At 69.0% G+C, this 21270-nt stretch carries 22 protein-coding genes; 11 read left to right on the top strand and 11 right to left on the bottom strand.

Going from position 1 to position 21270, the window contains the following annotated elements; genetic code table 11:
• Positions 1-14: 14 nt before the first annotated feature.
• The 6 genes from rsmG to hemE form a co-directional block, all read right to left on the bottom strand.
• Positions 15-659 (bottom strand): 16S rRNA (guanine(527)-N(7))-methyltransferase RsmG, encoded by a 645-nt coding sequence (gene rsmG, locus ACT6XY_RS06825; protein WP_444747584.1) that lies wholly within the window; start codon positions 657-659, stop codon positions 15-17.
• Positions 656-2524 (bottom strand): tRNA uridine-5-carboxymethylaminomethyl(34) synthesis enzyme MnmG, encoded by a 1869-nt coding sequence (mnmG, locus tag ACT6XY_RS06830; RefSeq protein WP_444747585.1) that lies wholly within the window; start codon positions 2522-2524, stop codon positions 656-658. Before mnmG ends, rsmG begins: the two co-directional genes overlap by 4 nt.
• Before the next feature lie 119 nt (positions 2525-2643).
• On the bottom strand, positions 2644-3960 hold the full coding sequence (gene mnmE, locus ACT6XY_RS06835; protein WP_444747586.1) for a tRNA uridine-5-carboxymethylaminomethyl(34) synthesis GTPase MnmE: 1317 nt from the start codon (positions 3958-3960) through the stop codon (positions 2644-2646).
• 67 nt (positions 3961-4027) lie between these two features.
• Positions 4028-5293 carry a transcription termination factor Rho gene (rho, locus tag ACT6XY_RS06840; RefSeq protein WP_106751115.1) on the bottom strand — a complete coding sequence of 422 codons (1266 nt, stop codon included), beginning with the start codon at positions 5291-5293 and terminating at the stop codon, positions 4028-4030.
• A gap of 251 nt (positions 5294-5544) precedes the next feature.
• Positions 5545-6060, bottom strand: coding sequence for a protoporphyrinogen oxidase HemJ (gene hemJ, locus ACT6XY_RS06845; RefSeq protein WP_444747603.1), 516 nt, complete (start codon positions 6058-6060; stop codon positions 5545-5547).
• A 29-nt stretch (positions 6061-6089) separates the two neighbouring features.
• Positions 6090-7127, bottom strand: coding sequence for a uroporphyrinogen decarboxylase (gene hemE / locus ACT6XY_RS06850; protein WP_444747587.1), 1038 nt, complete (start codon positions 7125-7127; stop codon positions 6090-6092).
• Between the two features lie 368 nt (positions 7128-7495).
• Between hemE and ACT6XY_RS06855 the strand changes: the two genes are divergently transcribed.
• The 6 genes from ACT6XY_RS06855 to ACT6XY_RS06880 all read left to right on the top strand — a co-directional run bounded on the left by ACT6XY_RS06855 (position 7496) and on the right by ACT6XY_RS06880 (position 11795).
• Positions 7496-8347 carry a pyruvate, water dikinase regulatory protein gene (locus ACT6XY_RS06855; protein ID WP_444747588.1) on the top strand — a complete coding sequence of 284 codons (852 nt, stop codon included), beginning with the start codon at positions 7496-7498 and terminating at the stop codon, positions 8345-8347.
• The gene (locus tag ACT6XY_RS06860; RefSeq protein WP_444747589.1) at positions 8344-8940 is read left to right on the top strand and encodes a Maf family protein; all 597 of its coding nucleotides are present in this window, start codon (positions 8344-8346) and stop codon (positions 8938-8940) included. The genes ACT6XY_RS06855 and ACT6XY_RS06860 overlap by 4 nt, the downstream gene beginning before the upstream one ends.
• Complete coding sequence (locus tag ACT6XY_RS06865; protein WP_444747590.1) at positions 8937-9767, top strand: shikimate dehydrogenase; 831 nt, start codon at positions 8937-8939, stop codon at positions 9765-9767. Before ACT6XY_RS06860 ends, ACT6XY_RS06865 begins: the two co-directional genes overlap by 4 nt.
• A 2-nt stretch (positions 9768-9769) precedes the next feature.
• Complete coding sequence (coaE, locus tag ACT6XY_RS06870; protein WP_444747591.1) at positions 9770-10366, top strand: dephospho-CoA kinase; 597 nt, start codon at positions 9770-9772, stop codon at positions 10364-10366.
• A complete protein-coding gene (dnaQ, locus tag ACT6XY_RS06875; RefSeq protein ID WP_444747592.1) occupies positions 10366-11094 on the top strand; it encodes a DNA polymerase III subunit epsilon in 729 nt (242 codons plus the stop codon). The genes coaE and dnaQ overlap by 1 nt, the downstream gene beginning before the upstream one ends.
• Before the next feature lie 83 nt (positions 11095-11177).
• Positions 11178-11795 (top strand): class I SAM-dependent methyltransferase, encoded by a 618-nt coding sequence (locus ACT6XY_RS06880; RefSeq protein ID WP_444747593.1) that lies wholly within the window; start codon positions 11178-11180, stop codon positions 11793-11795.
• On the opposite strand, the gene pdeM is transcribed toward ACT6XY_RS06880, so the two are convergent.
• Genes pdeM through radC form a run of 4 tightly spaced genes read right to left on the bottom strand, consistent with a single transcriptional unit; the run spans position 11777 to position 16218 of the window.
• Positions 11777-12448: a ligase-associated DNA damage response endonuclease PdeM gene (pdeM, locus tag ACT6XY_RS06885; protein ID WP_444747594.1), complete on the bottom strand. Its 672-nt coding sequence runs from the start codon at positions 12446-12448 to the stop codon at positions 11777-11779. The two genes, ACT6XY_RS06880 and pdeM, sit on opposite strands and share 19 nt — an antisense overlap.
• Before the next feature lie 22 nt (positions 12449-12470).
• Positions 12471-15053 (bottom strand): ligase-associated DNA damage response DEXH box helicase, encoded by a 2583-nt coding sequence (locus ACT6XY_RS06890; protein ID WP_444747595.1) that lies wholly within the window; start codon positions 15051-15053, stop codon positions 12471-12473.
• A gap of 49 nt (positions 15054-15102) precedes the next feature.
• Complete coding sequence (locus ACT6XY_RS06895) at positions 15103-15441, bottom strand: hypothetical protein (protein WP_444747596.1); 339 nt, start codon at positions 15439-15441, stop codon at positions 15103-15105.
• A gap of 48 nt (positions 15442-15489) precedes the next feature.
• The gene (gene radC / locus ACT6XY_RS06900) at positions 15490-16218 is read right to left on the bottom strand and encodes a RadC family protein (RefSeq protein ID WP_444747597.1); all 729 of its coding nucleotides are present in this window, start codon (positions 16216-16218) and stop codon (positions 15490-15492) included.
• A gap of 157 nt (positions 16219-16375) precedes the next feature.
• Between radC and acuI the strand changes: the two genes are divergently transcribed.
• From acuI to ACT6XY_RS06925, 5 genes are all read left to right on the top strand, one after another.
• Positions 16376-17362: an acrylyl-CoA reductase (NADPH) gene (gene acuI, locus ACT6XY_RS06905; RefSeq protein WP_444747598.1), complete on the top strand. Its 987-nt coding sequence runs from the start codon at positions 16376-16378 to the stop codon at positions 17360-17362.
• A 62-nt stretch (positions 17363-17424) separates the two neighbouring features.
• The gene (locus ACT6XY_RS06910; RefSeq protein WP_444747599.1) at positions 17425-17895 is read left to right on the top strand and encodes a hypothetical protein; all 471 of its coding nucleotides are present in this window, start codon (positions 17425-17427) and stop codon (positions 17893-17895) included.
• Between the two features lie 90 nt (positions 17896-17985).
• Positions 17986-19338 carry a TAXI family TRAP transporter solute-binding subunit gene (locus ACT6XY_RS06915; protein ID WP_444747600.1) on the top strand — a complete coding sequence of 451 codons (1353 nt, stop codon included), beginning with the start codon at positions 17986-17988 and terminating at the stop codon, positions 19336-19338.
• Between the two features lie 71 nt (positions 19339-19409).
• Complete coding sequence (locus ACT6XY_RS06920) at positions 19410-19835, top strand: Fur family transcriptional regulator (protein ID WP_444747604.1); 426 nt, start codon at positions 19410-19412, stop codon at positions 19833-19835.
• Complete coding sequence (locus tag ACT6XY_RS06925) at positions 19822-20688, top strand: lysophospholipid acyltransferase family protein (RefSeq protein WP_444747601.1); 867 nt, start codon at positions 19822-19824, stop codon at positions 20686-20688. Before ACT6XY_RS06920 ends, ACT6XY_RS06925 begins: the two co-directional genes overlap by 14 nt.
• 16 nt (positions 20689-20704) lie before the next feature.
• Here the strand turns inward: ACT6XY_RS06925 and ACT6XY_RS06930 are convergent.
• Positions 20705-21270 (bottom strand): PD-(D/E)XK nuclease family protein (locus ACT6XY_RS06930; RefSeq protein ID WP_444747602.1); only part of this gene is annotated, 566 nt, incomplete at its 5' end.

Below are 21270 nucleotides of genomic sequence, written 5' to 3' on the forward strand. Positions count from 1 at the left end.
GTCCGATCTGGAGGTCATCCGGCATTTTGGGAGAGGTCGCCGACCACGAGGATGCGGCCCCGGCTCTCCGTTACGCTCGGGATCGATTGGTGCGTGAATCTCCAATATTTAGCGGCGTCCGTCAATTCAGACACCACATCTTGCCCCTTCGGAAAGATTCCCACCGCGCCAGTTTTCAACAGGGGATTGGCCAGTCGGAGCAGATCGGTCAACGGAGCCAGCGCCCGTGCCGTCACGACGTCGGCCGTGAGCGGTTCCCGCCCGATAACGTCCTCGATCCGCTTGGCCCAGACCCGCACCGGAACCTTCATCTGGCGGGCAGCCTCCTGGAGGAAGGCCGCCTTGCCGAGCTTGCTTTCAATGCAGTGGACTTCGGCGCCCTTCTGCCCTTTCAGCGCGGCGGCGATCACCAGGGCCGGCAGGCCCCCGCCCGACCCCATGTCCACCCATCGGCGGGCGGCGGGCGCCAGCCGCATCAGCTGCAGACTGTCGGCCACATGGCGCGACCAGACCGCCTCCAGTGTGGAGGCCGATACTAGGTTCTTCGTCGGATTCCAGCGGCGCAACAGCGCCACGTAGAGGGCGAGGGCCTCCGCCGTTTCACGTGAAACAGGGACGCCCGCCAGCTGGGCCGCCTCGAGCGCCTGGTCGACGCTCACGCGGCTGTCCTTGCGGACGCGCGTCGGGCCCAGACCGCGATGAGGGTCAGAGCGGCCGGTGTCATCCCGTCCATCCGCCCTGCCTGCCCGAGTGTCCGCGGCCGATAGGTGCGCAGCTTAGAGCGGATCTCGTTCGAGAGCCCCGGGAGCGCGTCGAAGTCGAACTCCTCCGGCAGCGCCAGGTTCTCATCACGCCGGTGCGCGTCGATCTCGGCCTGCTGACGGTCCAGATAGACTGCATAGTGCGCGTCGATCTCGATTTGCTCTGCAATTGGCGTCGGCACCGCGGACAGCTCAGGCCAGACGCGGCAAAGGGCCGCCCAGTCCATGTCCGGACGCGACAGCAGCTCGAAGGCGCTGCGACGAATGCCATCCTGGTTGATGCTCAGGCCTGCTGCCGTGCCCTGGTTGGGCGTCAGCGTCAATGTTTCGAGCCGCGCCCGGACGTCGTTCAGGGCATCGAGCTTGTGACGGAACCGAATCGATCGGGTATCCCCCACACAGCCGATCGCCATTCCGAGCGGCGTCAGGCGCTGGTCGGCATTATCGGCGCGAAGGGCGAGACGGAACTCGGCGCGAGAGGTGAACATGCGGTAGGGCTCGGTAATGCCGCGGCTGGTGAGGTCATCCACCATCACGCCGAGATAGCCCTCGTGGCGGCCGACGGTGATCGTATCGCCACCGCCAGCCGTCAACGCCGCATTGATTCCAGCAAGAAGGCCCTGCGCGCCGGCCTCTTCATAACCGGTCGTGCCGTTGATCTGCCCAGCGAGGAACAGCCCGCGGATCCGCCGCGTCTCCAGCGTCGGGTGCAGCTCGCGCGGATCGACATGGTCATACTCGATGGCATAGCCGAAGCGTTTGATCGCCACCTGCTCCAGGCCGGGGATGGAGCGCAGGAAAGCCGTCTGCACATCCTCCGGCAGAGAGGTCGAGAGCCCATTCGGATAGACGGTGCTGTCGTCCAGCCCCTCGGGCTCGAGGAAGATCTGATGGCCGTCGCGGTCGCCGAAACGGACGATCTTGTCCTCCACCGAGGGGCAATAGCGCGGTCCGACGCCCTCGATGCGCCCCGAATACATGGCGGACCGCGCGAGATTGTCGCGGATGATGGCGTGGGTCACCGCCGTCGTGCGGGTGATGCCGCAGGCGATCTGCGGCGTCGTGATCCGGTCGGTCAGCGTCGAGAAAGGTTCCGGATCCGAATCGGCCTCCTGCATCTCGACGGAAGCCCAGTCGATCGTGGCGCCGTCCAGACGTGCCGGTGTCCCTGTCTTCAGGCGACCCAACGAGAAGCCCGCCCTCTCTAGACTGCGGGCGAGACCGATGCTGGGCGCGTCGCCTTCCCGGCCGGCCGGCCACTGCCGCTCGCCGAGATGGATGACGCCGCGCAGGAAGGTTCCGGTCGTGATCACGATTGCACCGGCCGACAGCGTCACCCCTGAGGCCAGCGTCACGCCCGTAACGCGGCCGTCGATCGCGACGAGATCGCTCGCCTCCCCCAGCACGATCGTCAGCCCCGCCTGCTCCCGTAGCGCCGCCTGCATGGCCGCGGCGTAGAGCTTGCGGTCCGCCTGGGTGCGCGGGCCCCGCACGGCGGGACCCTTGCGCCGGTTGAGCATGCGGAACTGAATGCCGGCCTGATCGGCCACGCGGCCCATCAGCCCATCCAGGGCATCGATCTCGCGCACGAGGTGACCTTTGCCGAGTCCACCGATCGCCGGATTGCAGGACATGGCGCCGATCGTCTCGAAGCGTTGGGTCACGAGGGCCGTCCTGGCGCCCATGCGGGCAGCAGCCGCCGCAGCCTCGCAGCCGGCATGCCCCCCACCGATCACCACAACATCGAAGCGAATGTCGCCCATGGCCCTCTTCCTGGGACCGTCATACCGGCGGCGTTGCCCCGGAGCAATCGGCATGACGGAAGCTAACTGTTGCGGGGGCGAATCGAGCGTTTCACGTGAAACACCTCCGACCGCGGATATTACTTGCCGATGCAGAAGGCGGAGAACAACTGGTCCAGCATGGCTTCCGTACCGATCCGGCCCCGGCTGCGCCCCAGAGCTGCCAGCCCCCCGCGAAGCTGTTCAGCCACCAACTCGGGCGCCTCATCCCAGTTCTGGATCGATAAAGCCGCCCCGACCGCCGCTGCCAGATCCTCGACGATGAGGCGATGCCGCCGGTGCACGATCACGGCTGGCTCGCCGCCCGCCTGCTCGGCCGCAAAGGCCGTGAGCGCCTCGATAAGTGCCGCCATGCCCTCGCCGGTGACGGCCGAGATGCGGTGCTGCGCGCCGTCCAGCCTGTGGTCATCTCGGTCAATCTGGGTTTGAACCGGCCATACCGCCCCCGCACCGGTCTGAGACGCCTGGGCCAGGGCTGCCCTGTCCGTCGCGAGCCACAACGTGAGATCGGCCCCGGCGATCCGTTGCCGCGTCCGCCGGATCCCCTCAGCCTCCACGGGATCAGCCGTGTCGCGCAGCCCCGCGGTATCGACCAGGACCACCGCCATACCCCCGAGATCGAGATGGACCTCCAGGCTGTCGCGGGTGGTGCCGGCCTGCGGGGAGACGATTGCGACGTCCCGCCGCGCCAGCGCGTTGAGCAGCGTCGACTTGCCGGCATTGGGCGGGCCGGCAATCGCGACCATGACCCCGTCGCGAACGCGTTCGCCGCGACCGGCCGACGCAAGCAGAGCTGAAACCTCTTCCGCAAGCCTTGAGAGGTCCCCGCGCGCCGCGACCAGCGCCGCGTTCGTCACGTCTCCCTCGTCCGGAAAATCGATCGTCGCCTCGACCTGGGCCAGGATCGGCAGCAGGAGCGACTGGAGGCGGTCGGCCTCCGAGGTCAGGCGGCCAGAGAACAGACCGAAGGCCTGGCGGCGCTGCGCCTGTGTCTCCGCCTGGAGAAGGTCGCCCAGTCCCTCCACCTCGGACAGGTCGAGCCTTCCGTTCTCGAAGGCCCGGCGGGTGAACTCGCCAGCCTCGGCCGGTCGGGTACCCGGAACGGCCAGCACGGCATCTAGGACCGCCGCGACGACGGCACGGCCGCCGTGCACCTGCAGCTCGAGCACGTCTTCGCCCGTAAAACTTTGGGGCGCGGGAAACCAGAGCACGAGAGCCCGGTCCAGCGGATCGCCGCTCTGGTCACTGAGGGTTGCGAGGGTAGCGCGGCGCGCAGCCGGCAGCTTTCCGGCCACGCCGAGGGCGACCTCGCGGGCCCGCTCGCCCGACACCCGGATCACCGCCACGCCCGAGGTCCCGGGCGGCGTGGAGACCGAAGCAATAGTACCGGCTGTCATGGCGATCCCGCTGTTTCGCAGGCGAATCGGATGGTGGGTATCCGATTCGTTTCGCTCCTGAATCGGATCAGGTGTTCATCGAGTCGAAGAAGTCGCTGTTGACCTTGGTCTGCCGCAGCTTGTCGAGCAGGAACTCGATCGCATCGACCGTCCCCATCGGATTGAGGATGCGGCGCAGCACGTACATCTTCTTGAGGATGTCCTGCGGCACCAGCAGCTCTTCCTTGCGGGTGCCGGAGCGGGTGATGTCGATGGCCGGGAAGGTCCGCTTGTCGGCCACCTTGCGGTCCAGGATGATCTCGGAGTTGCCGGTGCCCTTGAACTCTTCGAAGATCACCTCGTCCATGCGGCTGCCCGTGTCGATCAGCGCGGTGGCGATGATGGTGAGCGAACCGCCCTCCTCGATGTTGCGGGCCGCGCCGAAGAAGCGCTTGGGGCGCTGGAGGGCGTTGGCGTCGACGCCGCCGGTCAGCACCTTGCCCGAGGACGGCACCACTGTGTTGTAGGCGCGTCCCAGGCGGGTGATCGAATCGAGCAGGATGACGACGTCACGGCCGTGCTCCACCAGGCGCTTGGCCTTCTCGATGACCATCTCGGCCACCTGCACGTGGCGCGTCGCGGGCTCGTCGAAGGTGGAGGAAATGACCTCGCCGTTCACCGAGCGCTGCATGTCGGTGACCTCTTCCGGCCGCTCGTCGATGAGCAGCACGATGAGGTAGCACTCCGGATGGTTGCGCGTGATCGACTGGGCGATGTTCTGCAGGAGCACGGTCTTGCCGGTCCGCGGCGGCGCCACGATGAGGGCGCGCTGGCCTTTGCCGAGCGGCACCACCACGTCCATGATGCGCGCCGAATAGTCCTTCTTGGTCGGATCCTCGGCCTCCATCTTCAGCCGCTGGTTCGGATAGAGCGGCGTCAGATTGTCGAAGTTGACCTTGTGCCGGGCCTTTTCCGGCTCCTCGAAATTGATCCGGTTGACCTTCAGCAGGGCGAAATACCGCTCGCCCTCCTTCGGGGAGCGAATCTGCCCCTCCACCGTGTCGCCGGTGCGCAGGCCGAATCGGCGGATTTGCGAGGGTGAGACGTAGATGTCGTCGGGACCGGCAAGGTAATTGGCGTCCGGCGAGCGCAGGTAGCCGAAGCCGTCCTGGAGCACCTCGACCACACCCTCACCGATGATGTCGGTCTCCTGCGAGGCCAGCTGCTTCAGGCAGGCGAACATCAGCTCCTGCTTGCGCAGCGTCGAGGCGTTCTCGACCTGAAGCTCCTCGGCGAAGGCGAGAAGCTCCGTCGGGGACTTCGACTTGATGTCCTGGAGTTTGATCTGCTGCATCGGAACCACAAATGGCTGGGAACGGCCGGTGGCGCGGAACTCGGGACGGGGTCCGGGCCGGATCGGGGAAGGCGACTGGATGCAGATCGGGGCTGGAACCTGAAAACGCGGGTGCCGCCCGGGTGCGGGCCGTGCTCTTCGGAAGAGCCGCCGCGCAAGACCCTGTCTGCGTGAGGAGGGAATTCCGCAATAAGCCCTGTACCCGGCGATTGCAAGTGCCGCCGCCGAGTCCGCCTGTCCACGAGACCGTTTCAGAACGGCTTGACGATCACCAGGATGACGATGAGCACCATGAGGACGGTGGGGACCTCGTTCATCATCCGCCAGAACCCGTGGCTGCGGGTGTTGCGATCCTCCTCGAACCGGCGCACAGCGCCGGCGAAGAAGCCATGGGCGCCGGAGAGTAGGATCACCAGCGCGATCTTGCCGTGGAGCCAGCCGCCCCGGAAGCCGAATACCTGCCAGGCGAGCCAGAGGCCTGCCACCCAGGTCACGATCATGGCGGGATTGATGATGTATTCCAGGAGCTTGCGCTCCATCACCTTGAACGTCTGCGAGGTCTCGGAGCCCGGCGTCGCCTGGCTGTGATAGACGAAGAGCCGCGGCAGGTAGAGCATGCCGGCCATCCAGGAGATCACCGCCAGAACGTGCAGCACCTTGATCCAGGCGACGGCGCTCGCCGGGGCTACCGCGCCGAGGACCAGGACGCCGACGACGGTGGCGACGAGGGCGATGGCGGCACGGATCATCCTCTGTCGCGGTGACATGGCGGCGGAACCGCCGGAACCGACTGTCGTCACCGCGCCGCCCTCCAGGCCCTGACCCGGGCCACCATCTGCTCGACATGGGCGATCGGCGTCGGCGGCAGGATGCCATGGCCGAGATTGAACACCAGGCGGCCCCGTCCATAGGCCTCGAGCGTCGCGTCGACCGCTGCGTCGAGCGCCTTGCCGCCGGCGAGGAGGGCAATGGGGTCGACATTGCCCTGCACCGCCACCTGCGGCTGGATTTCACGTGTGACGAAGGCGGCATCCGCCGTCCAGTCCAGGCCCACCGCGTCGGCGCCGGTCCCGGCGACCGTCGCCGCCAGGCGCGTGCCGGCGCCCTTCGGAAAGACGATCACGGGAATGTCCGGCGCAACCGCCTTGACCCCGGCGACGATGCGCCCGATCGGCTCGACCGACCAGGCCCTGAACTGGGCGTCGGGCAGGACACCCGCCCAGGTATCGAAGATCTGCACCGCCTCCACACCGGCCCGGATCTGGCCGAGAAGATAGGCGATCGACGCCTCGACGATGAGATCGATCAGCCGCGAGAACCCTTCCGGATCGCGATAGGCGAAAAGACGCGCCGCCACCTGGTCGTCACCGCCCCGCCCCGCGACCATGTAGGTCGCGACCGTCCACGGTGCGCCGCAGAAACCGATGAGCGTCGTGGTCTCGGGCAACTGCTCTTTGATCCGCGCGACCGCCTCGTAGACCTTGCCCACGATGGCCTCGTCGAGCGCCCCCGACAGGCGCGACAGGCCCCCGGCATCGCCGAGCGGATCGAGACGGGGACCCTCGCCCGCCTCGAAGGCGACCGTCTGACCCAGGGCGTGGGGGACGACGAGGATGTCGGAGAACAGGATGGCGCCGTCGAAGCCGAAGCGGCGCAGCGGCTGGAGCGTCACCTCGGCAGCAAGTTCCGGATTGAAGCAGAGATCGAGGAACGATCCGGCCTGCTCCCGCACGGCGCGATACTCGGGGAGATAGCGTCCGGCCTGGCGCATCATCCAGATGGGCGGGGAGGCCGCATGGCCGCCTTTCAGGACGGCGAGAAGAGGCTTGTGCACGGTCGCTCCCTGGGTCCCCTCTTCCCCTTCATACTTGATGAAAGAGAGTCTTCTTTGATTCCTTGACACTGGATTAGGAGAAGACAGTTTCCTTCACAAGTTGTCCACCGCCGCCGTGCGTCCGCCGATGTCCCGCGCCTGACATGGGGGTGGCCTCAAGTCCTTGAGGTGAGGCGCGAATTAGCGTCGCGCTGAAGGGGAAGTTCGGCGATGCGGGACTTATCCCCGCACCCTCTCCAGGTCCGTCCCCCACGTCATCCCTGGGGACGGATCCGGGACGGGGACAGCGAGGCCCCTTGCGGACCGACCGCTTCCATGGCCTTTTCCCTGCTCGTCCACAGCCCCGGCCGACTTCATACAGAGCGCTGATGCCGCATCGTCGCGAGAGCTACTTCCATCTCCATCTCGTGTCCGACGCCACCGGCGAGACCCTGATGACGGTCGGCCGCGCCGCGGCGGTGCAATATTCCACCGTGTCCGCGATAGAACACGTATACCCCCTGGTGCGTTCCCAGAAACAGCTCGACCGGGTGCTGAGCGAGATCGAATCGAGCCCCGGCATCGTCCTCTACACGCTCGTCGACCAGGAGCTGACCGACCGGCTCAACGCCAAGTGCAAGGAGTTCGGCTGTCCCTGCCTCTCGGTCCTGGCGCCCATCCTCTCCATGTTCCAGAACTATCTCGGCGCCGCCTCGACGCCGCGCGTCGGCGCGCAGCACGTCCTCAACGCCGAATATTTCCGGCGCATCGACGCGCTCAACTACACGATGATGCACGACGACGGCCAGTTGCCGGAGAACTGGGAGGAGGCCGACGTCCTCCTCGTCGGCGTGTCGCGCACCTCCAAGACGCCGACCTCGATCTATCTCGCCAACCGCGGCGTCAAGGCTGCCAATATCCCGCTCGTGCCGGGAATTCCGCTGCCCGATGCCATCTGGTCGCTGAAGAAGCCGCTGATCGTCGGCCTCTTCGCCAGCCCCGAGCGCATCGTGCAGATCCGCGAGAACCGCATCCTCACGCTCAACGCCCCACAGGACCATTCGAGCTATGTCGACCGGGTAGCGGTCGCCGAGGAGATCGCCCAGTCCCGCCGGCTCTTCGGCACCAACAACTGGCCCATCATCGACGTTACCCGCCGCTCCATCGAGGAGACGGCCGCCGGGATCATCTCGCTGCTCAAGGACCACCGCCGGGCCCTCGACGACAAGGCGCGGGCATGACGCGCCTCATCCTCGCTTCGAAATCGGCGGCGCGCGCCGCCATGTTGCGTCAGGCCGGGCTCACCGTGGACCTGGTCCCGGCCGATATCGATGAGCGGGCGCTGGACGAGTCGCTTGCCCGCGAGGGTCGCGATCCCGCCGCCATCGCCCTCGCCCTCGGTGAGGCCAAGGCCCTCGCCGTCAGCCGGGCCCATCCCGCCGCCATGGTCATCGGTGCCGACCAGACGCTGGCGCTGGGGCCGCGCCGCTTCTCGAAGCCCGGCTCCATGGCCGCCGCCCGCGACAATCTCCTCGCCCTGCGCGGCCAGACCCATCATCTCCATTCCGGCGTTGCCCTCGCCCGTGGCGGCGAGATCGTTTTCTCCGCGGTCGCGTCCGCCGCCATGACCATGCGGCCCTTCTCCGACGCCTTCCTCGACGCCTATCTCGCCGGCGCCGGCGAGCGACTGCTCTCCTCCGTCGGCTGCTACCAGCTCGAGGCCGAGGGCATCCAGCTCTTCGATCGCATCGAGGGCGACTACTTCACCATCCTCGGCATGCCGCTGCTGCCGCTCCTGTCGGCCCTGCGCACCCAGGGGCTCGCCGTCCCATGATCCGCGCCTGCTGCATCGGGTGGCCGGTCACCCATGTCCGTTCGCCGCTCATCCACGGCTTCTGGCTGAAGCGCTACGGGATCGACGGCGCCTATGGCCGCGAGGCGGTGGAACCCGGCGGCGTCGAGGCCTTCCTGCGCAGCCTCGGCGATCGCGGCCTCGCCGGCTGCAACGTCACCATTCCCCACAAGGAAGCGGCCTTTGCCGCCATGGACGAGGTCGATCCGGGTGCCGTGGCGGTGGGCGCTGTGAACACCGTGTGGCTCGACGGCGGCCGTCTCGTCGGCATGAACTCCGACGTCATCGGCTTCCTGAAGAACCTCGACCAGCAGGCCCCCGGCTGGGAGGGTGAGGTGGGCCACGCTCTCGTTCTGGGCGCCGGCGGTGCCGCCCGGGGCATCGTTCACGGCCTCCTCTCCCGTGGCGTGCCGGTCGTCACGGTGGCGAATCGATCCCTCGCCAAGGCCGAGGCCATCGCCGCCGGCCATCCGCAAGCGATCCGCCCCCTGTCCTGGGACGCGCTGCCGCGGGAGCTCGACGCGGCCGATCTTCTCGTCAACACCACCTCCCTCGGCATGGTGGGCCAGCCCCCGCTCGACCTGCCGCTCGACGCGCTGAAGACCTCCGCCATCGTCTCGGACATCGTCTATGTGCCGCTCGAGACCGACCTGCTGGTCCGCGCCGCGGCGCGCGGCCACCGCACCGTCGAGGGCCTCGGCATGCTGCTCCACCAGGCGGTGCCCGGCTTCGTCCGCTGGTTCGGCGTGACGCCCGAGGTGACGCCGGACCTGCACGCCCACCTCGCCGCCGACATCCGCGGGCACTGACCATGTTCCTGCTCGGGCTTACCGGATCGATCGGCATGGGCAAGTCGACCACCTCGGGCTTTTTCCGCGCCGCGGGCATTCCCGTGCACGATGCAGACGCCTCCGTTCACCGTCTCTATGCGGGTGCCGCCGTGGGCCCCATCGGCGAAGCCTTTCCGGGCGTCGTGGTCGACGGGGTCGTCGACCGTACGCGGCTCGGCGCCATCGTCCTCAAGGATGGCGTCGCCATGAAGCGGCTCGAGGCCATCGTCCACCCCCTCGTCGGCACAGCCGAGCGCGCGTTCCGCGACCGCATGCGGGCTGCAGGACATGCCCTCGCCGTGCTGGACATCCCGCTGCTTCTGGAGACCGGCGCCGAGCGCCGCGTCGATGCCGTCGCCGTCATCTCGGCCCCGGCCGCCGTCCAGCGCGCCCGCGTCCTGGCACGCCCCGGTATGACCGAGGAGAAATACGCGGCCATCCTCGCCCGCCAGATGCCCGACGAAGAGAAGCGGATGCGGGCTCATTTCGTCATCGAATCGGGTTATGGTCTGGAGGCGGCGCAGCGTCAGGTCGCCGACCTCGTCCGGGCCCTCGCCGGCAGCCGCAGGAGCCACTGATGCGGGAGATCATCCTCGACACCGAAACGACCGGCCTCGATCCGCTGCGCGGTGACCGGCTGGTCGAGATCGGCGGAATCGAGCTGATCAACCACTTCCCCACGGGGCGGACCTACCACGTATATATCAATCCCGAGCGCGACATGCCGGAGGAGGCCTTCCGCGTCCACGGCCTCTCGGCCGAGTTTCTTGCCGACAAGCCGCGCTTCGCGGATCTGGTCGCGGACTTCTGGTCCTTCGTCGAGGATGCGACGTTGGTCATCCACAACGCCTCCTTCGACATGGGCTTCATCAATGCGGAATTGAAGCGCACGGGGCGGCCGCCCTTTCCCATGGACAGGGTGGTCGACACCCTCGCCATGGCGCGGCGCCGCTTTCCGGGCTCGCCGGCGAGCCTCGACGCCCTCTGTTCCCGCTTCGGCATCGACAATTCGCGCCGCACGCGCCACGGCGCGCTCCTCGACGCGGAACTTCTCGCCGACGTCTACATCGAGCTGATCGGCGGCCGGCAGGCCTCGTTCGGCCTCGCGGAGGCGGCCAGCGCCACGCGGCGCGCCGCCCGCGGCCAGGCCATTCAGCTGCAGCGCCCCGTGCCGCTTGCCCCCCGCCTGACCGAGGAGGAGATCCGCGCCCACGCCGCCTTCATCCTGGAGATGGGCGACAAGGCCATATGGTATGACCAACTGCCGCGTCCCCCCGAGGGTGGCGCCGCCTTGACCCCCCGGTGACATACCGATACCAATGACCCCCTCGTGACAGGGCTCGTGGGGAGCTCCTCTTCATCGGACCGATGATGGTCGACCAGACACCCATGAGCCGTGCAGCCGTCCTCCGCCGACCCGAGAAGCGGAGGGATGACGACGCGCGATTCCTCAAGAACTGGCTGAAGAACCCGCTCCGCATGGGCGCCGTCGCGCCATCCGGACCGATCCTCGCCCGCCGCATGGCGAGCTACGTGGACGCCGCGGGAACCGGTCCGGTCATCGAACTCGGCCCGGGCACGGGGGCCATCACCGCCGCGCTCGTCGCCCACGGCGTCGATCCGGGGCGCCTGGTTCTCGTCGAATATTCCATCGAGTTCTGCCGGCTGCTGCGCGAGCGGTTTCCCGCCGCCACCGTCGTCCACGGCGACGCCTATACCCTGAGCCGCACCCTCTCCGGCCGGCTCGCCGAACCCGCCGACGCCCTCGTCTCCGGCCTGCCGCTGATGACGCGCCCCGAACCGATCCGGCTCAAGCTCCTCAACGAGGCGCTGGCGCTGATGAAACCGGGCGCGCCCTTCGTGCAGTTTACCTATTCCGTGACCTCGCCCATCCCCATCAAGGGCGCCAGCTTCACGGCGCACCCCTCCGAGCGGATCTGGCGCAACATCCCGCCGGCCCGCGTCTGGGTGTACCAGCGCGCCGGAATTCAGGCCGCGACCCTGTAGGCGCGTTGCTCGCCGAGGGCGAACACCGTCATCCTCTCCGGAAACAGCGAACGGATCGCCGGCGCGCGGATGTCGAGCCCGCCGGTGAACGCGCCGAAGGCCGGCATGACGATCCGCGTTTCACATGAAACGAAAGCCTTGCGGCGCACGCTGCCGCCGCGCGCGACCACGGTCACGCAGGGGTGCAGGTGCCCGGCGATCTCTCCCGCCGCGGGAACGGCGGTCGGTTCGTGGGCGAATCGAATGGCACCCTCGACGATCTCGGCCACACAATCCCCGCTGACCGCCCCCTCCAGCACCGGATCGTGGTTGCCCGCGATCCAGATCCAGTCGCGTCCGGCCTGAAGGCTCTTGAGCGTCGCGACGTCGCAGGCGGCCATCCGCGCCGGCCCCGCGCTGTCGTGGAAGCTGTCACCGAGCGAAATCACCGCCCGCGGGCGGTAGCGGGCGACGACGGCGGCGAGACGCGCCAGCGTCTGGGCCGTGTCGTAGGGCGGCAGGTGCAGGCGTCGCGCGGCCAGTGACGATCCTTTTTCCAGATGCAGGTCGGAGACGACGAGAAGCCGCGCCGCCGCGCACCAAAGCGCCCCTGAGGCGTCGGCGACGAAAGGGCGGCCGGAAAGGCTGATCACGGTCTCGGTGGGCGCGGTCATTCCAGGTCCGAATCGAAGTCCGTCAGTCGTTCATGGTCAGGCCGGCATCGGCGAGGAGCGACGCCTCCGCCTCGGCCAGCAGCGCCTCGCCCGCCTCGCCATAGACCGGCTCGCGGCCGATCTCCAGCATGACGGGCACCGCGAGCGGCGAGACGCGTTCGAGGTCACTGTGCACGATTCGCCCGCGGATGCGTGACAGCATCTGACCGAGCCGCGCGATGTCGAGGAGACCGGTCGCCGCATCCGCCCGCGCCGCCCGGAGCAGCAGGTGGCCGGGCTCGTGCCGGCGCAGCACGTCGTAGATGAGGTCGGTGGAGATGGTGACCTGCCGCCCGGTCTTTTCCTTGCCCGGATGGCGCCGCTCGATCAGCCCGGCGATGACGGCGCAGGTGCGGAAGGTGCGCTTCATCATCTGGCTCTCGTCGAGCCAGGCTTCGAGGTCGTCGCCAAGCATGTCCTCGTCGAAGAGGGCGGACACCGACAGGTCGCCCCGCCGGATCGCGGCGCCCAGGTCGGACAGGCCCCAGACCGAGAGGGAATAGTCGTTGGCGACGAAGCCCATGGGCCTCAGCCCCCGCCGCTCCAGCCGGCGCGTCAGCAGCATTCCGAGCGTCTGGTGGGCGAGGCGCCCCTCGAAGGGATAGGCGACGAGATGGTAGCGGTCACCGCGGGGAAAGGTCTCGACCAGCAGCTGGTCCCGCCCCGGGATCAGCGACACGGCGCGCTGAAGTTCGAGCCATTCGGCGACCTGGGCCGGGAGCTTCCGCCATTCGGCCGGTTCGGAGAGCATTCGCCTGACGCCGTCGGCCAGGAAGGTGGAGAGCGGGAACTTGCCGCCGGCATAGGCGGGCACCTTGGGCTCACGCGACGCCGACCGCGCCACATAGACCTCGTTCTCCACCAGCGCCTCGTAGCGCAGAACCTCGCCGGAGAAGACGAAGGTGTCGCCCGGCACGAGACCCTCGACGAAATACTCCTCCACCTCGCCCAGCACCCGCCCGCCGCGCATCAGCGGACCTGAGGGCCCGCCGGCAGGCCCGCGGGCGCTGCGCACCAGCCGCACCTTGAGCATGGGGGATTCGACGATGGTGCCGACATTCATGCGGTAGCGCTGGGCGACGGACGGGTGCGCGACCCGCCACAGGCCCTTCTTGTCCCGGCGGATCTTGGCGAAGCGCTCGTAGGACTTCAGCGCATAACCCCCCGTGGCGACGAAGGCGATGACGTCCTGGAAGGTCGCCGGGTCCAGCCCCGCATAGGGCGCCGCCGACCGCACTTCCTCGTAAAGGGCTGTCTCGTCCATGGGCCCGGCACAGGCCATGCCGAGCACGTGCTGGCAGAGCACGTCGAGCGCGCCGGCGCGCAGCGGCTCGGTGTCCTGCGCCCCCCGGTCGATCGCCTCCAGGGCGGCGCGGCATTCCATCACCTCGAAGCGGTTGGCTGGCACGAGGACGGCGCGCGAGGGCTCGTCCAGCCGATGGTTGGCGCGGCCGATCCGCTGCATCAGCCGGCTGGAACCCTTCGGCGCGCCGATGTTGAGCACGAGATCGACGTCGCCCCAGTCGATGCCGAGGTCGAGCGAGGAGGTGCAGACCACCGCCTTCAGCTTGCCCGCCGCCATGGCGTCCTCGACCCGACGTCGCTGCGCCACGTCGAGCGAGCCGTGATGGAGCGCGATGGGCAGGTTCTCCTCGTTGATCGTCCACAGGAGCTGGAACAGCATTTCCGCCTGGCTGCGGGTGTTGACGAAGACCAGCGTCGTCCTGTGCGCCTTGATGGCGGCGTAGAGTTCGCCGGCCGCGTGGCGCGCCGAATGGCCCGACCAGGGCAGGCGCTCCGCCGTTTCCAGGATGGACACCGCCGGCGCGGCGCCCGCCGCCGCCATGACCACGGCGGCCTCCGGCGTTCCCGCGCGCTGCGGCGTCAGGAACCGTGCGAGATCGGCCGGGTCCTTGACCGTCGCCGACAGGCCGACGGTCTGCAGGTCCGGCGCCAGGCTGAAGAGGCGGGCGAGGCCGAGGGAGAGGAGGTCGCCGCGCTTCGAGGTGACGAGGGCGTGCAGTTCGTCCAGCACCACCCGCTTCAGCGAGCCGAACAGATAGGGCGCGTCGGCCGAGGCGAGCAGCAGCGCGAGCTGCTCCGGCGTCGTCAGCAGGATCTCCGGCGGGTCGGAGCGCTGGCGCTGCCGCTTGGAGGCGGGCGTGTCGCCGGTGCGCGTCTCGATGCGGATGGCAAGGCCCATCTCCTCGGCCGGGGCATAAAGATTGCGGGCGACATCCACCGCCAGCGCCTTGAGCGGCGAGATGTAAAGCGTGTGAAGGCCGCTCCGCCGCTGCGGCGGGGCGCGTCCAACCGGTGCAGCCGGCGCGGCCGCGGCCCTGCGGGCCGGCTTCTCAGCGAGATCGACGAGCGACGGCAGGAACCCGGCGAGGGTCTTGCCGGCACCGGTCGGTGCGACGAGCAGCGCCGAGCGCCCCTCCCGCGCCAGCCGTAGGAGGTCGAGCTGGTGGGCGCGCGGTGCCCAGCCGCGTCCCGCGAACCAGGCGCCGAACCGCTCGGGCAGAAGCAGCGCGCCGCTCACGTCGGCATCGTTTCGCGCGGACATGGCGTCAGAACTAAACAAGAACGAGGCCGAGGGGAAGGGCGCCGGTGCCTCAGGGGCAGGCCCAGGGGAGGAAGGTGCTGGCCATTCCGGCATTCATTGCCCGGACGGTCATCACATTGGCGAGATCGATCTCGCGCGGCGAGCGCGGGCACACCCGCTCCGGGCCCCTGCAGCCGCCGGAAATGAACCGGTCGTGGGCGGCGAGGAAGTCCGCCGACAGGCCGTCGCGCCCCTGCCGTTTCAGCGCGTCCTCGTAGGCCTGGCGGTAGCGGTTGCACTTTTCCTCTGCCCAGCTGCGCGTCGGAGCGGGCTGCGCGAGGGCTCCGCCGGCAAGAGCGAGAAGAACGAAGGCGGCCACGGCGGCCGACAGGCGAGCGAGAGAGGTCATGCCGCTCCTCTGGCGGCGGGCCGGGGCGATATCAAGGCGCGACCTGCATCAGGCGATGAGTTTCAGCGCCCGAAAGCTCGCGTGGCCGTCGCGCCCGACGATGATGTGATCGTGCACGGTGATGCCGAGCGGGCGGGCGATGTCGACGATCTGCTGGGTCATCAGGATGTCCGGCCGCGACGGTGTCGGATCGCCTGAGGGGTGGTTGTGCACCAGGATCACCGCGGTGGCGGAGAGCTCCAGCGCCCGTTTCACCACCTCGCGCGGATAGACCGGCGTATGGTCGACGGTGCCCTCTCCCTGCACCTCGTCGGCGATGAGCGCGTTCTTGCGGTCGAGATAGAGCACACGGAACTGCTCCCGCTCGGAAAAGGCCATGGCGGTGCGGCAATAGTCTATCAGCGCCGTCCATGACGACAGCACCGTCCGGCGGGCGATCTCGGCCCGTCCCATGCGCAGGGCCGCCGCGTGGACGAGCCTGAGCTCCGTCGTCACCGTCGCGGTGACGCCATCCACTTCCGCCAGCCGCGCCTCAGGAGCTGCGAGAACGTCGGCAAAGGAGCCGAAGCGCTTGAGCAGCGCTTTGGCGAGGGGCTTCACGTCGCGCCGCGGAATGGCCCGGAAGAGGATCAGCTCCAGGAGTTCGTAATCCGCGAGCGCATCGGCCCCCGCCTCGCGGAACCGGCTGCGCAGCCTCTCCCGGTGGCCGTGGAAATGCGGCGCTTCGGCAAAGCCCCGAGGGTCGTCGCCCTGAGGCGCTGTGCTGTCGGTGGACATGGCTCCGTTCCCCCACGAACGGTAGCCGACAATGCCCCGCGACAGCCCTCCGGACGTTTCCGGATGCGCTCGCCATCGGTCCTTCGACGGAGCGGCGCGCGCTTGCCCTCGGCGCGCGGGAGGTGGACTGTCGCCGCCGCGAAAAGGAGCACATGCGATGGGTACATTCAGGGCGGTCGTGGTCACCAAGACCGAAACCGGCACACAGGCGGAATTGACCCGCTTCGACGAGGCCGACCTGATGGACGGCGACGTGACGGTGCGGGTGTCGCACTCCACCCTGAATTACAAGGACGGCCTGGCGCTCACCGGCAAGGCGCCCGTCGTGCGCCGCTTCCCCATGATCCCCGGCATCGACTTCGCCGGCATCGTCGAGAGTTCGACCCATGCCGACTTCAAGCCGGGCGATGCCGTCATCCTCAACGGCTGGGGGACCGGCGAGACCCATCTCGGCGCCTATGCCGAGAAGACGCGCGTCAAGGGCGACTGGCTGGTGCCGCTCCCCGACGGCCTGACCGCGGCCGAAGCCATGGCCGTCGGCACGGCCGGCTATACCGCCATGCTCTGCGTCATGGCGTTGGAGCGCCACGGCATCACGCCCCAGCGCGGGCCGCTGGTCGTCACCGGCGCCGCCGGCGGCGTCGGCTCGGTCGCGACCGCCCTCCTCGCCCGCCGCGGCTATCACGTCGTCGCTTCCACCGGCCGTCCGCAGGAAGCGGACTACCTGAAGTCGCTCGGCGCCGCCGAGATCATCGACCGCGCCGAACTCTCGGCCCCGGGCCGGGCGCTCGGCAAGGAGCGCTGGGCCGGCGGCATCGATTCGGTCGGTTCCCACACCCTGGCAAACGTGCTCTCCATGACGCGCTATGGCGGCGCGGTGGCCGCCTGCGGCCTCGCCCAGGGCATGGATCTGCCGACGACGGTCGCCCCCTTCATCCTGCGCGGCGTGTCGCTCCTCGGCGTCGATTCGGTGATGGCGCCGAAGACGCTGCGTCTCGAGGCATGGTCGCGCCTTGCCTCCGAACTCGACCGCGACAGCCTCGCGCGCCTCACCTCCACCATCCCGCTGGAAGGGGTGATCGAGGCGGGAACCGCCATTCTCGAAGGGCGCATCCGTGGCCGCGTCGTGGTCACGATCGACTGACATCCTCGTCGGAACGGGGGTGACGCCGCCGCGTTGATCCCGTCAGGACCCAGGAACAGCCGATGCCGCTCACGCGCCGGGCCGCCATGGCCCTCATCTTTGCCGCGGCCGCCCTCGCCGGGCGGCCGGAGCCGTCCGCCGCCCAGGCGGGCTATCCGCCGCCCCCGCCCGGGATAGCCCCGCCGTCCTTCGGTGAACCGACCCGGCAGCATTTCGAGATCCTGCGCCAGCAGGAGACCGATCGCCGGTCCTTCGACAGCTTCCAGCGTGGCCAGCAGCGCGAGACCGACCGCAACCTCGACACCCTTCGCCGCCAGCAGCGGGACCAGCAGCGCATCCGCGATGCCGACCGGCGCCAGGGACGGGCGGCGGACGAGGCACGCACCGGCCCCGGAGGCCAGGTTCAGGGTCGGCGCACCGGGCGTCCGCTCACCGAGGCCGAGCGGGAGCGGATCAACCGCGCGGCACGGCGATCGGGCTCCCTCGGCACGCCCTCGATCATGATCGAGGATCCCCCGCGCCGCCGCCGTTGACCAGGGTCGGGGCGGGAGCCGCGGGAGCGGGCCGCAGCGGTAGATTTCGCACCGCAAAAGAGCCATGATCCCTGCGGAACCTGAACCTCCATGTCCCGCACCCGCCTCACGCTCCTCTCCGTCATCTGCGCGCTCGTCGGCTGCGCCGCCCTGGCGACCTTCTGGTACAACCGTCCGACGACGGTCACCATCGCGGTCGGGCCCTCCGGGTCGGAGGCGGCGCGCCTGATTGACGCCTTCCGCCTCGCCCTCCAGCGCGAGCGGTCCAGCGTGCGCCTCAAGCTCGTGTCGTCTGATTCGCCCTCGGACAGCGCCGCGCGGCTCGAGCGCGAGGACGTCGATTTCGCCATCGTGCGGGCCGACATCGCCTTTCCGCCCATCGCTATGGTCGTCGCCGTCTGGCAGCGCAATCCCGTCGTGCTGTCCGCGCCCGCGACGGCCGGCATCGAGCGCTGGACGGACCTCGGCGGCAAGACCATCGGCGTCATGGGCCGGGGCGTCGGCTACAACATCCGCCTCATTCAGACGATCCTGCGCGAGCACGGCGTCCAGCCCTCCACCGTTCGGATGGTGGAGGTGCTGCCCTGGGAGACGGCGGACATCTTCCGCAAGAAACAGATCGAGGCGCTGGTCACGGTCGGCCCACCCTCGTCCAAGCCGGTGGCCGATGCCATCGCGGGCCTGGTGCGCGAAACGCCGGACGGCAAGGTGGTGCTCGTGCCCGTGCGCGAGGCCGAGGCGGTGGCCGACCGTGTCCCTTATCTGGAATCCATCGACATCGTCGCCGGCTCCTTCGGCTCCAATCCGCCGCGGCCGGCCGAGAATTTCCCGACGCTCGGTGTCGCCCACTATCTCGTGGCGCGCCGCGGCGTCGACGATACGGTGGTTTCCGAGTTCACCCAGCAGCTGTTCACGCTGCGTCCCGCGCTCGCCACCCAGCACCCGGCAGCCAACCGCCTGGAAGTCCCGGACACGGAAAAAGGCTCCTCCGTGCAGGTCCATCCCGGCGCGCTCGCCTACCTCACCGGCGAACAGAAGACCTTCGTCGAGAAATACAGCGACTATCTCTACCTGGCGATTTTCGGCCTCTCGCTCGGCGGCTCGGCTCTCGCCGCGGTCCTCGGTTATTTCGGGTTGGGCCGCCGCGACAAGGACCCCGGGCACCTGCCCGAGGTTCTGATGATGCTCCGCCAGGTCCGCGCCACCGACGACAACGACGTGCTCGACGGCATTGCCCACCGGGCCGACGACATCTTCGTGGAATCCATCGAGGCCTCGAAGCGCCCGGACTTCGATTCCAGCCAGTTCGCCACGCTCACCCTCGCCCTCGACCGTCTGAACGCCTCCATCGCCGACCGGCGCCGGACCATCGCCATGATGGAGGACGAGGAGGAGGAAGAGCAGCCTCCCGCTCCCGGCCCCGTCGCCGTCGCCCGGGGGTGACGCGGCGGGCCCGCAAAGCTATAGGATCGGTCCGTCGCCCACTGAGGAGGACCGTGGTGGTAGCGCACCGGATGGAAAGCCGGACCAGTTCGATCGAGGAGGCCTGCATCGCCAAGGGCATGCGGATGACCGATCAGCGCCGCGTCATCGCCAGGGTCATCGAGGCGGCGGCCGACCATCCCGACGTCGAGGAACTGCACAGGCGCGCGGCCTCGGTCGATTCGAACATCTCGCTCTCCACCGTCTACCGCACGGTGAAGCTCTTCGAGGATTCCGGCATCATCACCCGCCACGCCTTCGGCGATGGCCGCGCGCGCTACGAGACCATTCCCGAGGCCCACCACGACCACCTGATCGACCTCAGGTCCGGCCGCGTGGTGGAGTTCCAGTCCGAGGAGATCGAGCGCCTGCAGGCCGAGATCGCCCGCAAGCTCGGCTACCGGCTGGTCGACCATCGCCTCGAACTCTATTGCGTGCCGCTCGATGAAGAATCCTGACAGGCCGGGCACCGAATTCGGCCGTGGCGGCCCCAGCGTCTTCGATACGATTCGCGCGCTGGTCTGGCTCGTCTTCCTGATCGCGGCGGCGGTGGTCCTGCTCCCCGCGCAGATGATCGCCCATGGCCTCGGCCTCTCGGCCCGCCGCACCATCCCGATCCTGTTCCACCGCATCGTCCTGCGGGCGCTCGGCGCGCGGATCACCGTAAGGGGCGAGCCGACCTCGCACCGGCCGGTCCTCTTCGTGCCCAACCACGTCTCGTGGATGGACATCATGGTGCTCGGCGCCTTCGCGCCGGTCTCCTTCGTCGCCAAGTCCGAGATCGCGACATGGCCGCTCTTCGGCTATCTCGCCCGGCTGCAGCGCTCGATCTTCGTCGACCGCGAACGGCGCCACACCACCTCCCGCACGGCGGACGAGATGATCGCCCGGATGCGCGAGGGCGAGCCCGTCGTCCTTTTCGCCGAGGGCACCTCGTCCGACGGCAACCGGGTCCTGCGCTTCCGGCCGGCCCTGGTGGGCGCGGCCGAGACCCTCGCACGGGCCACCGGCGAGATCGTCTGGATCCAGCCGATCGCGCTCGCCTATCGCCGCATCAACGGCCTTCCCGCGGGCCGCCAGCACCGCCCCCGCGTCTCCTGGGTCGGCGACATCGAGCTGGTGCCGCACGCCTGGGCGCTGCTGAAGGACGGCGCGGTGGACGTCGACCTCATCTTCGGCAACCCCGTGCCCTTCGATCCGAGCGCCGACCGCAAGGCTATCGCCCATTTCCTCGAGCAGCGCGTCCGCGGCCTGCATGCCTCCGCCCTGACCGGCAAGGAAGACAACCTGCCCCCGCTCGCCGCTCTTTGAGAACCGCAGATCCCGCTCAGCCGAGGCCGAGCTGGGCGATCATCGCGTCGAGACGCTCCGAAGGGATAGCCATCACGTCGGGAAGCGCCGTCCAGACGAGCCAGGCCTCCACCGGCCTTCCGGGCGCGATGGCCGCCAGCAGGGCACGGTAGATGGCGAGCTGCGCCACATAGCCCTCCGGTACGTCGTCGATGCGCCGGGGCGCCGGATCGTTGGTCTTGAAGTCGGCGATGATCACCCGATCCGGGGTCACCACGAGCCGATCGATCTGGCCGGAGATCGGCTTGCCGCCGAGCCGCCCGGCGACCGGCACCTCAGCCCGGCTGTCCGGGCCGAACAGGGCGGCGACGCGGGGGTCGGTCATCACCCGCATGGCCTCTTCCGCCAGCCTGGCGGCCGCCTCGTCCTCGATGTCGCTCTGCGCGGCGAGGAAGCGGCCGGCCGCCTCCGCCCGCCGGTCGTAGGGAAGGTCGGGCAGCGACTGCAGCATCCGGTGAACGAGGGTGCCGCGGCGGAGCGCCGCCTCGCGGCTCATCAGGGCCTCGCGCGAGCGGGCGGGGGCCGCCTCGCCGCCGAAGCCCG

The sequence above is a fragment of the Phreatobacter sp. genome (assembly GCF_052440005.1).
GTDB lineage: Bacteria > Pseudomonadota > Alphaproteobacteria > Rhizobiales > Phreatobacteraceae > Phreatobacter.

What these genes read in the sequence shown, in the direction of transcription:
- ACT6XY_RS06865 (WP_444747590.1), top strand. Translation starts at nt 8,937, where the DNA reads ATGATCCGCGCCTGCTGCATCGGGTGGCCGGTCACCCATGTCCGTTCG.
- ACT6XY_RS06925 (WP_444747601.1), top strand. Translation starts at nt 19,822, where the DNA reads ATGAAGAATCCTGACAGGCCGGGCACCGAATTCGGCCGTGGCGGCCCC.
- ACT6XY_RS06890 (WP_444747595.1), bottom strand. Translation starts at nt 15,053, where the DNA reads ATGTCCGCGCGAAACGATGCCGACGTGAGCGGCGCGCTGCTTCTGCCC.
- ACT6XY_RS06855 (WP_444747588.1), top strand. Translation starts at nt 7,496, where the DNA reads ATGCCGCATCGTCGCGAGAGCTACTTCCATCTCCATCTCGTGTCCGAC.
- ACT6XY_RS06880 (WP_444747593.1), top strand. Translation starts at nt 11,178, where the DNA reads ATGAGCCGTGCAGCCGTCCTCCGCCGACCCGAGAAGCGGAGGGATGAC.
- coaE (WP_444747591.1), top strand. Translation starts at nt 9,770, where the DNA reads ATGTTCCTGCTCGGGCTTACCGGATCGATCGGCATGGGCAAGTCGACC.
- mnmG (WP_444747585.1), bottom strand. Translation starts at nt 2,524, where the DNA reads ATGGGCGACATTCGCTTCGATGTTGTGGTGATCGGTGGGGGGCATGCC.
- mnmE (WP_444747586.1), bottom strand. Translation starts at nt 3,960, where the DNA reads ATGACAGCCGGTACTATTGCTTCGGTCTCCACGCCGCCCGGGACCTCG.
- rho (WP_106751115.1), bottom strand. Translation starts at nt 5,293, where the DNA reads ATGCAGCAGATCAAACTCCAGGACATCAAGTCGAAGTCCCCGACGGAG.
- hemJ (WP_444747603.1), bottom strand. Translation starts at nt 6,060, where the DNA reads ATGTCACCGCGACAGAGGATGATCCGTGCCGCCATCGCCCTCGTCGCC.
- acuI (WP_444747598.1), top strand. Translation starts at nt 16,376, where the DNA reads ATGGGTACATTCAGGGCGGTCGTGGTCACCAAGACCGAAACCGGCACA.
- radC (WP_444747597.1), bottom strand. Translation starts at nt 16,218, where the DNA reads ATGTCCACCGACAGCACAGCGCCTCAGGGCGACGACCCTCGGGGCTTT.
- ACT6XY_RS06915 (WP_444747600.1), top strand. Translation starts at nt 17,986, where the DNA reads ATGTCCCGCACCCGCCTCACGCTCCTCTCCGTCATCTGCGCGCTCGTC.
- pdeM (WP_444747594.1), bottom strand. Translation starts at nt 12,448, where the DNA reads ATGACCGCGCCCACCGAGACCGTGATCAGCCTTTCCGGCCGCCCTTTC.
- ACT6XY_RS06910 (WP_444747599.1), top strand. Translation starts at nt 17,425, where the DNA reads ATGCCGCTCACGCGCCGGGCCGCCATGGCCCTCATCTTTGCCGCGGCC.
- ACT6XY_RS06860 (WP_444747589.1), top strand. Translation starts at nt 8,344, where the DNA reads ATGACGCGCCTCATCCTCGCTTCGAAATCGGCGGCGCGCGCCGCCATG.
- dnaQ (WP_444747592.1), top strand. Translation starts at nt 10,366, where the DNA reads ATGCGGGAGATCATCCTCGACACCGAAACGACCGGCCTCGATCCGCTG.
- ACT6XY_RS06920 (WP_444747604.1), top strand. Translation starts at nt 19,410, where the DNA reads ATGGAAAGCCGGACCAGTTCGATCGAGGAGGCCTGCATCGCCAAGGGC.
- ACT6XY_RS06895 (WP_444747596.1), bottom strand. Translation starts at nt 15,441, where the DNA reads ATGACCTCTCTCGCTCGCCTGTCGGCCGCCGTGGCCGCCTTCGTTCTT.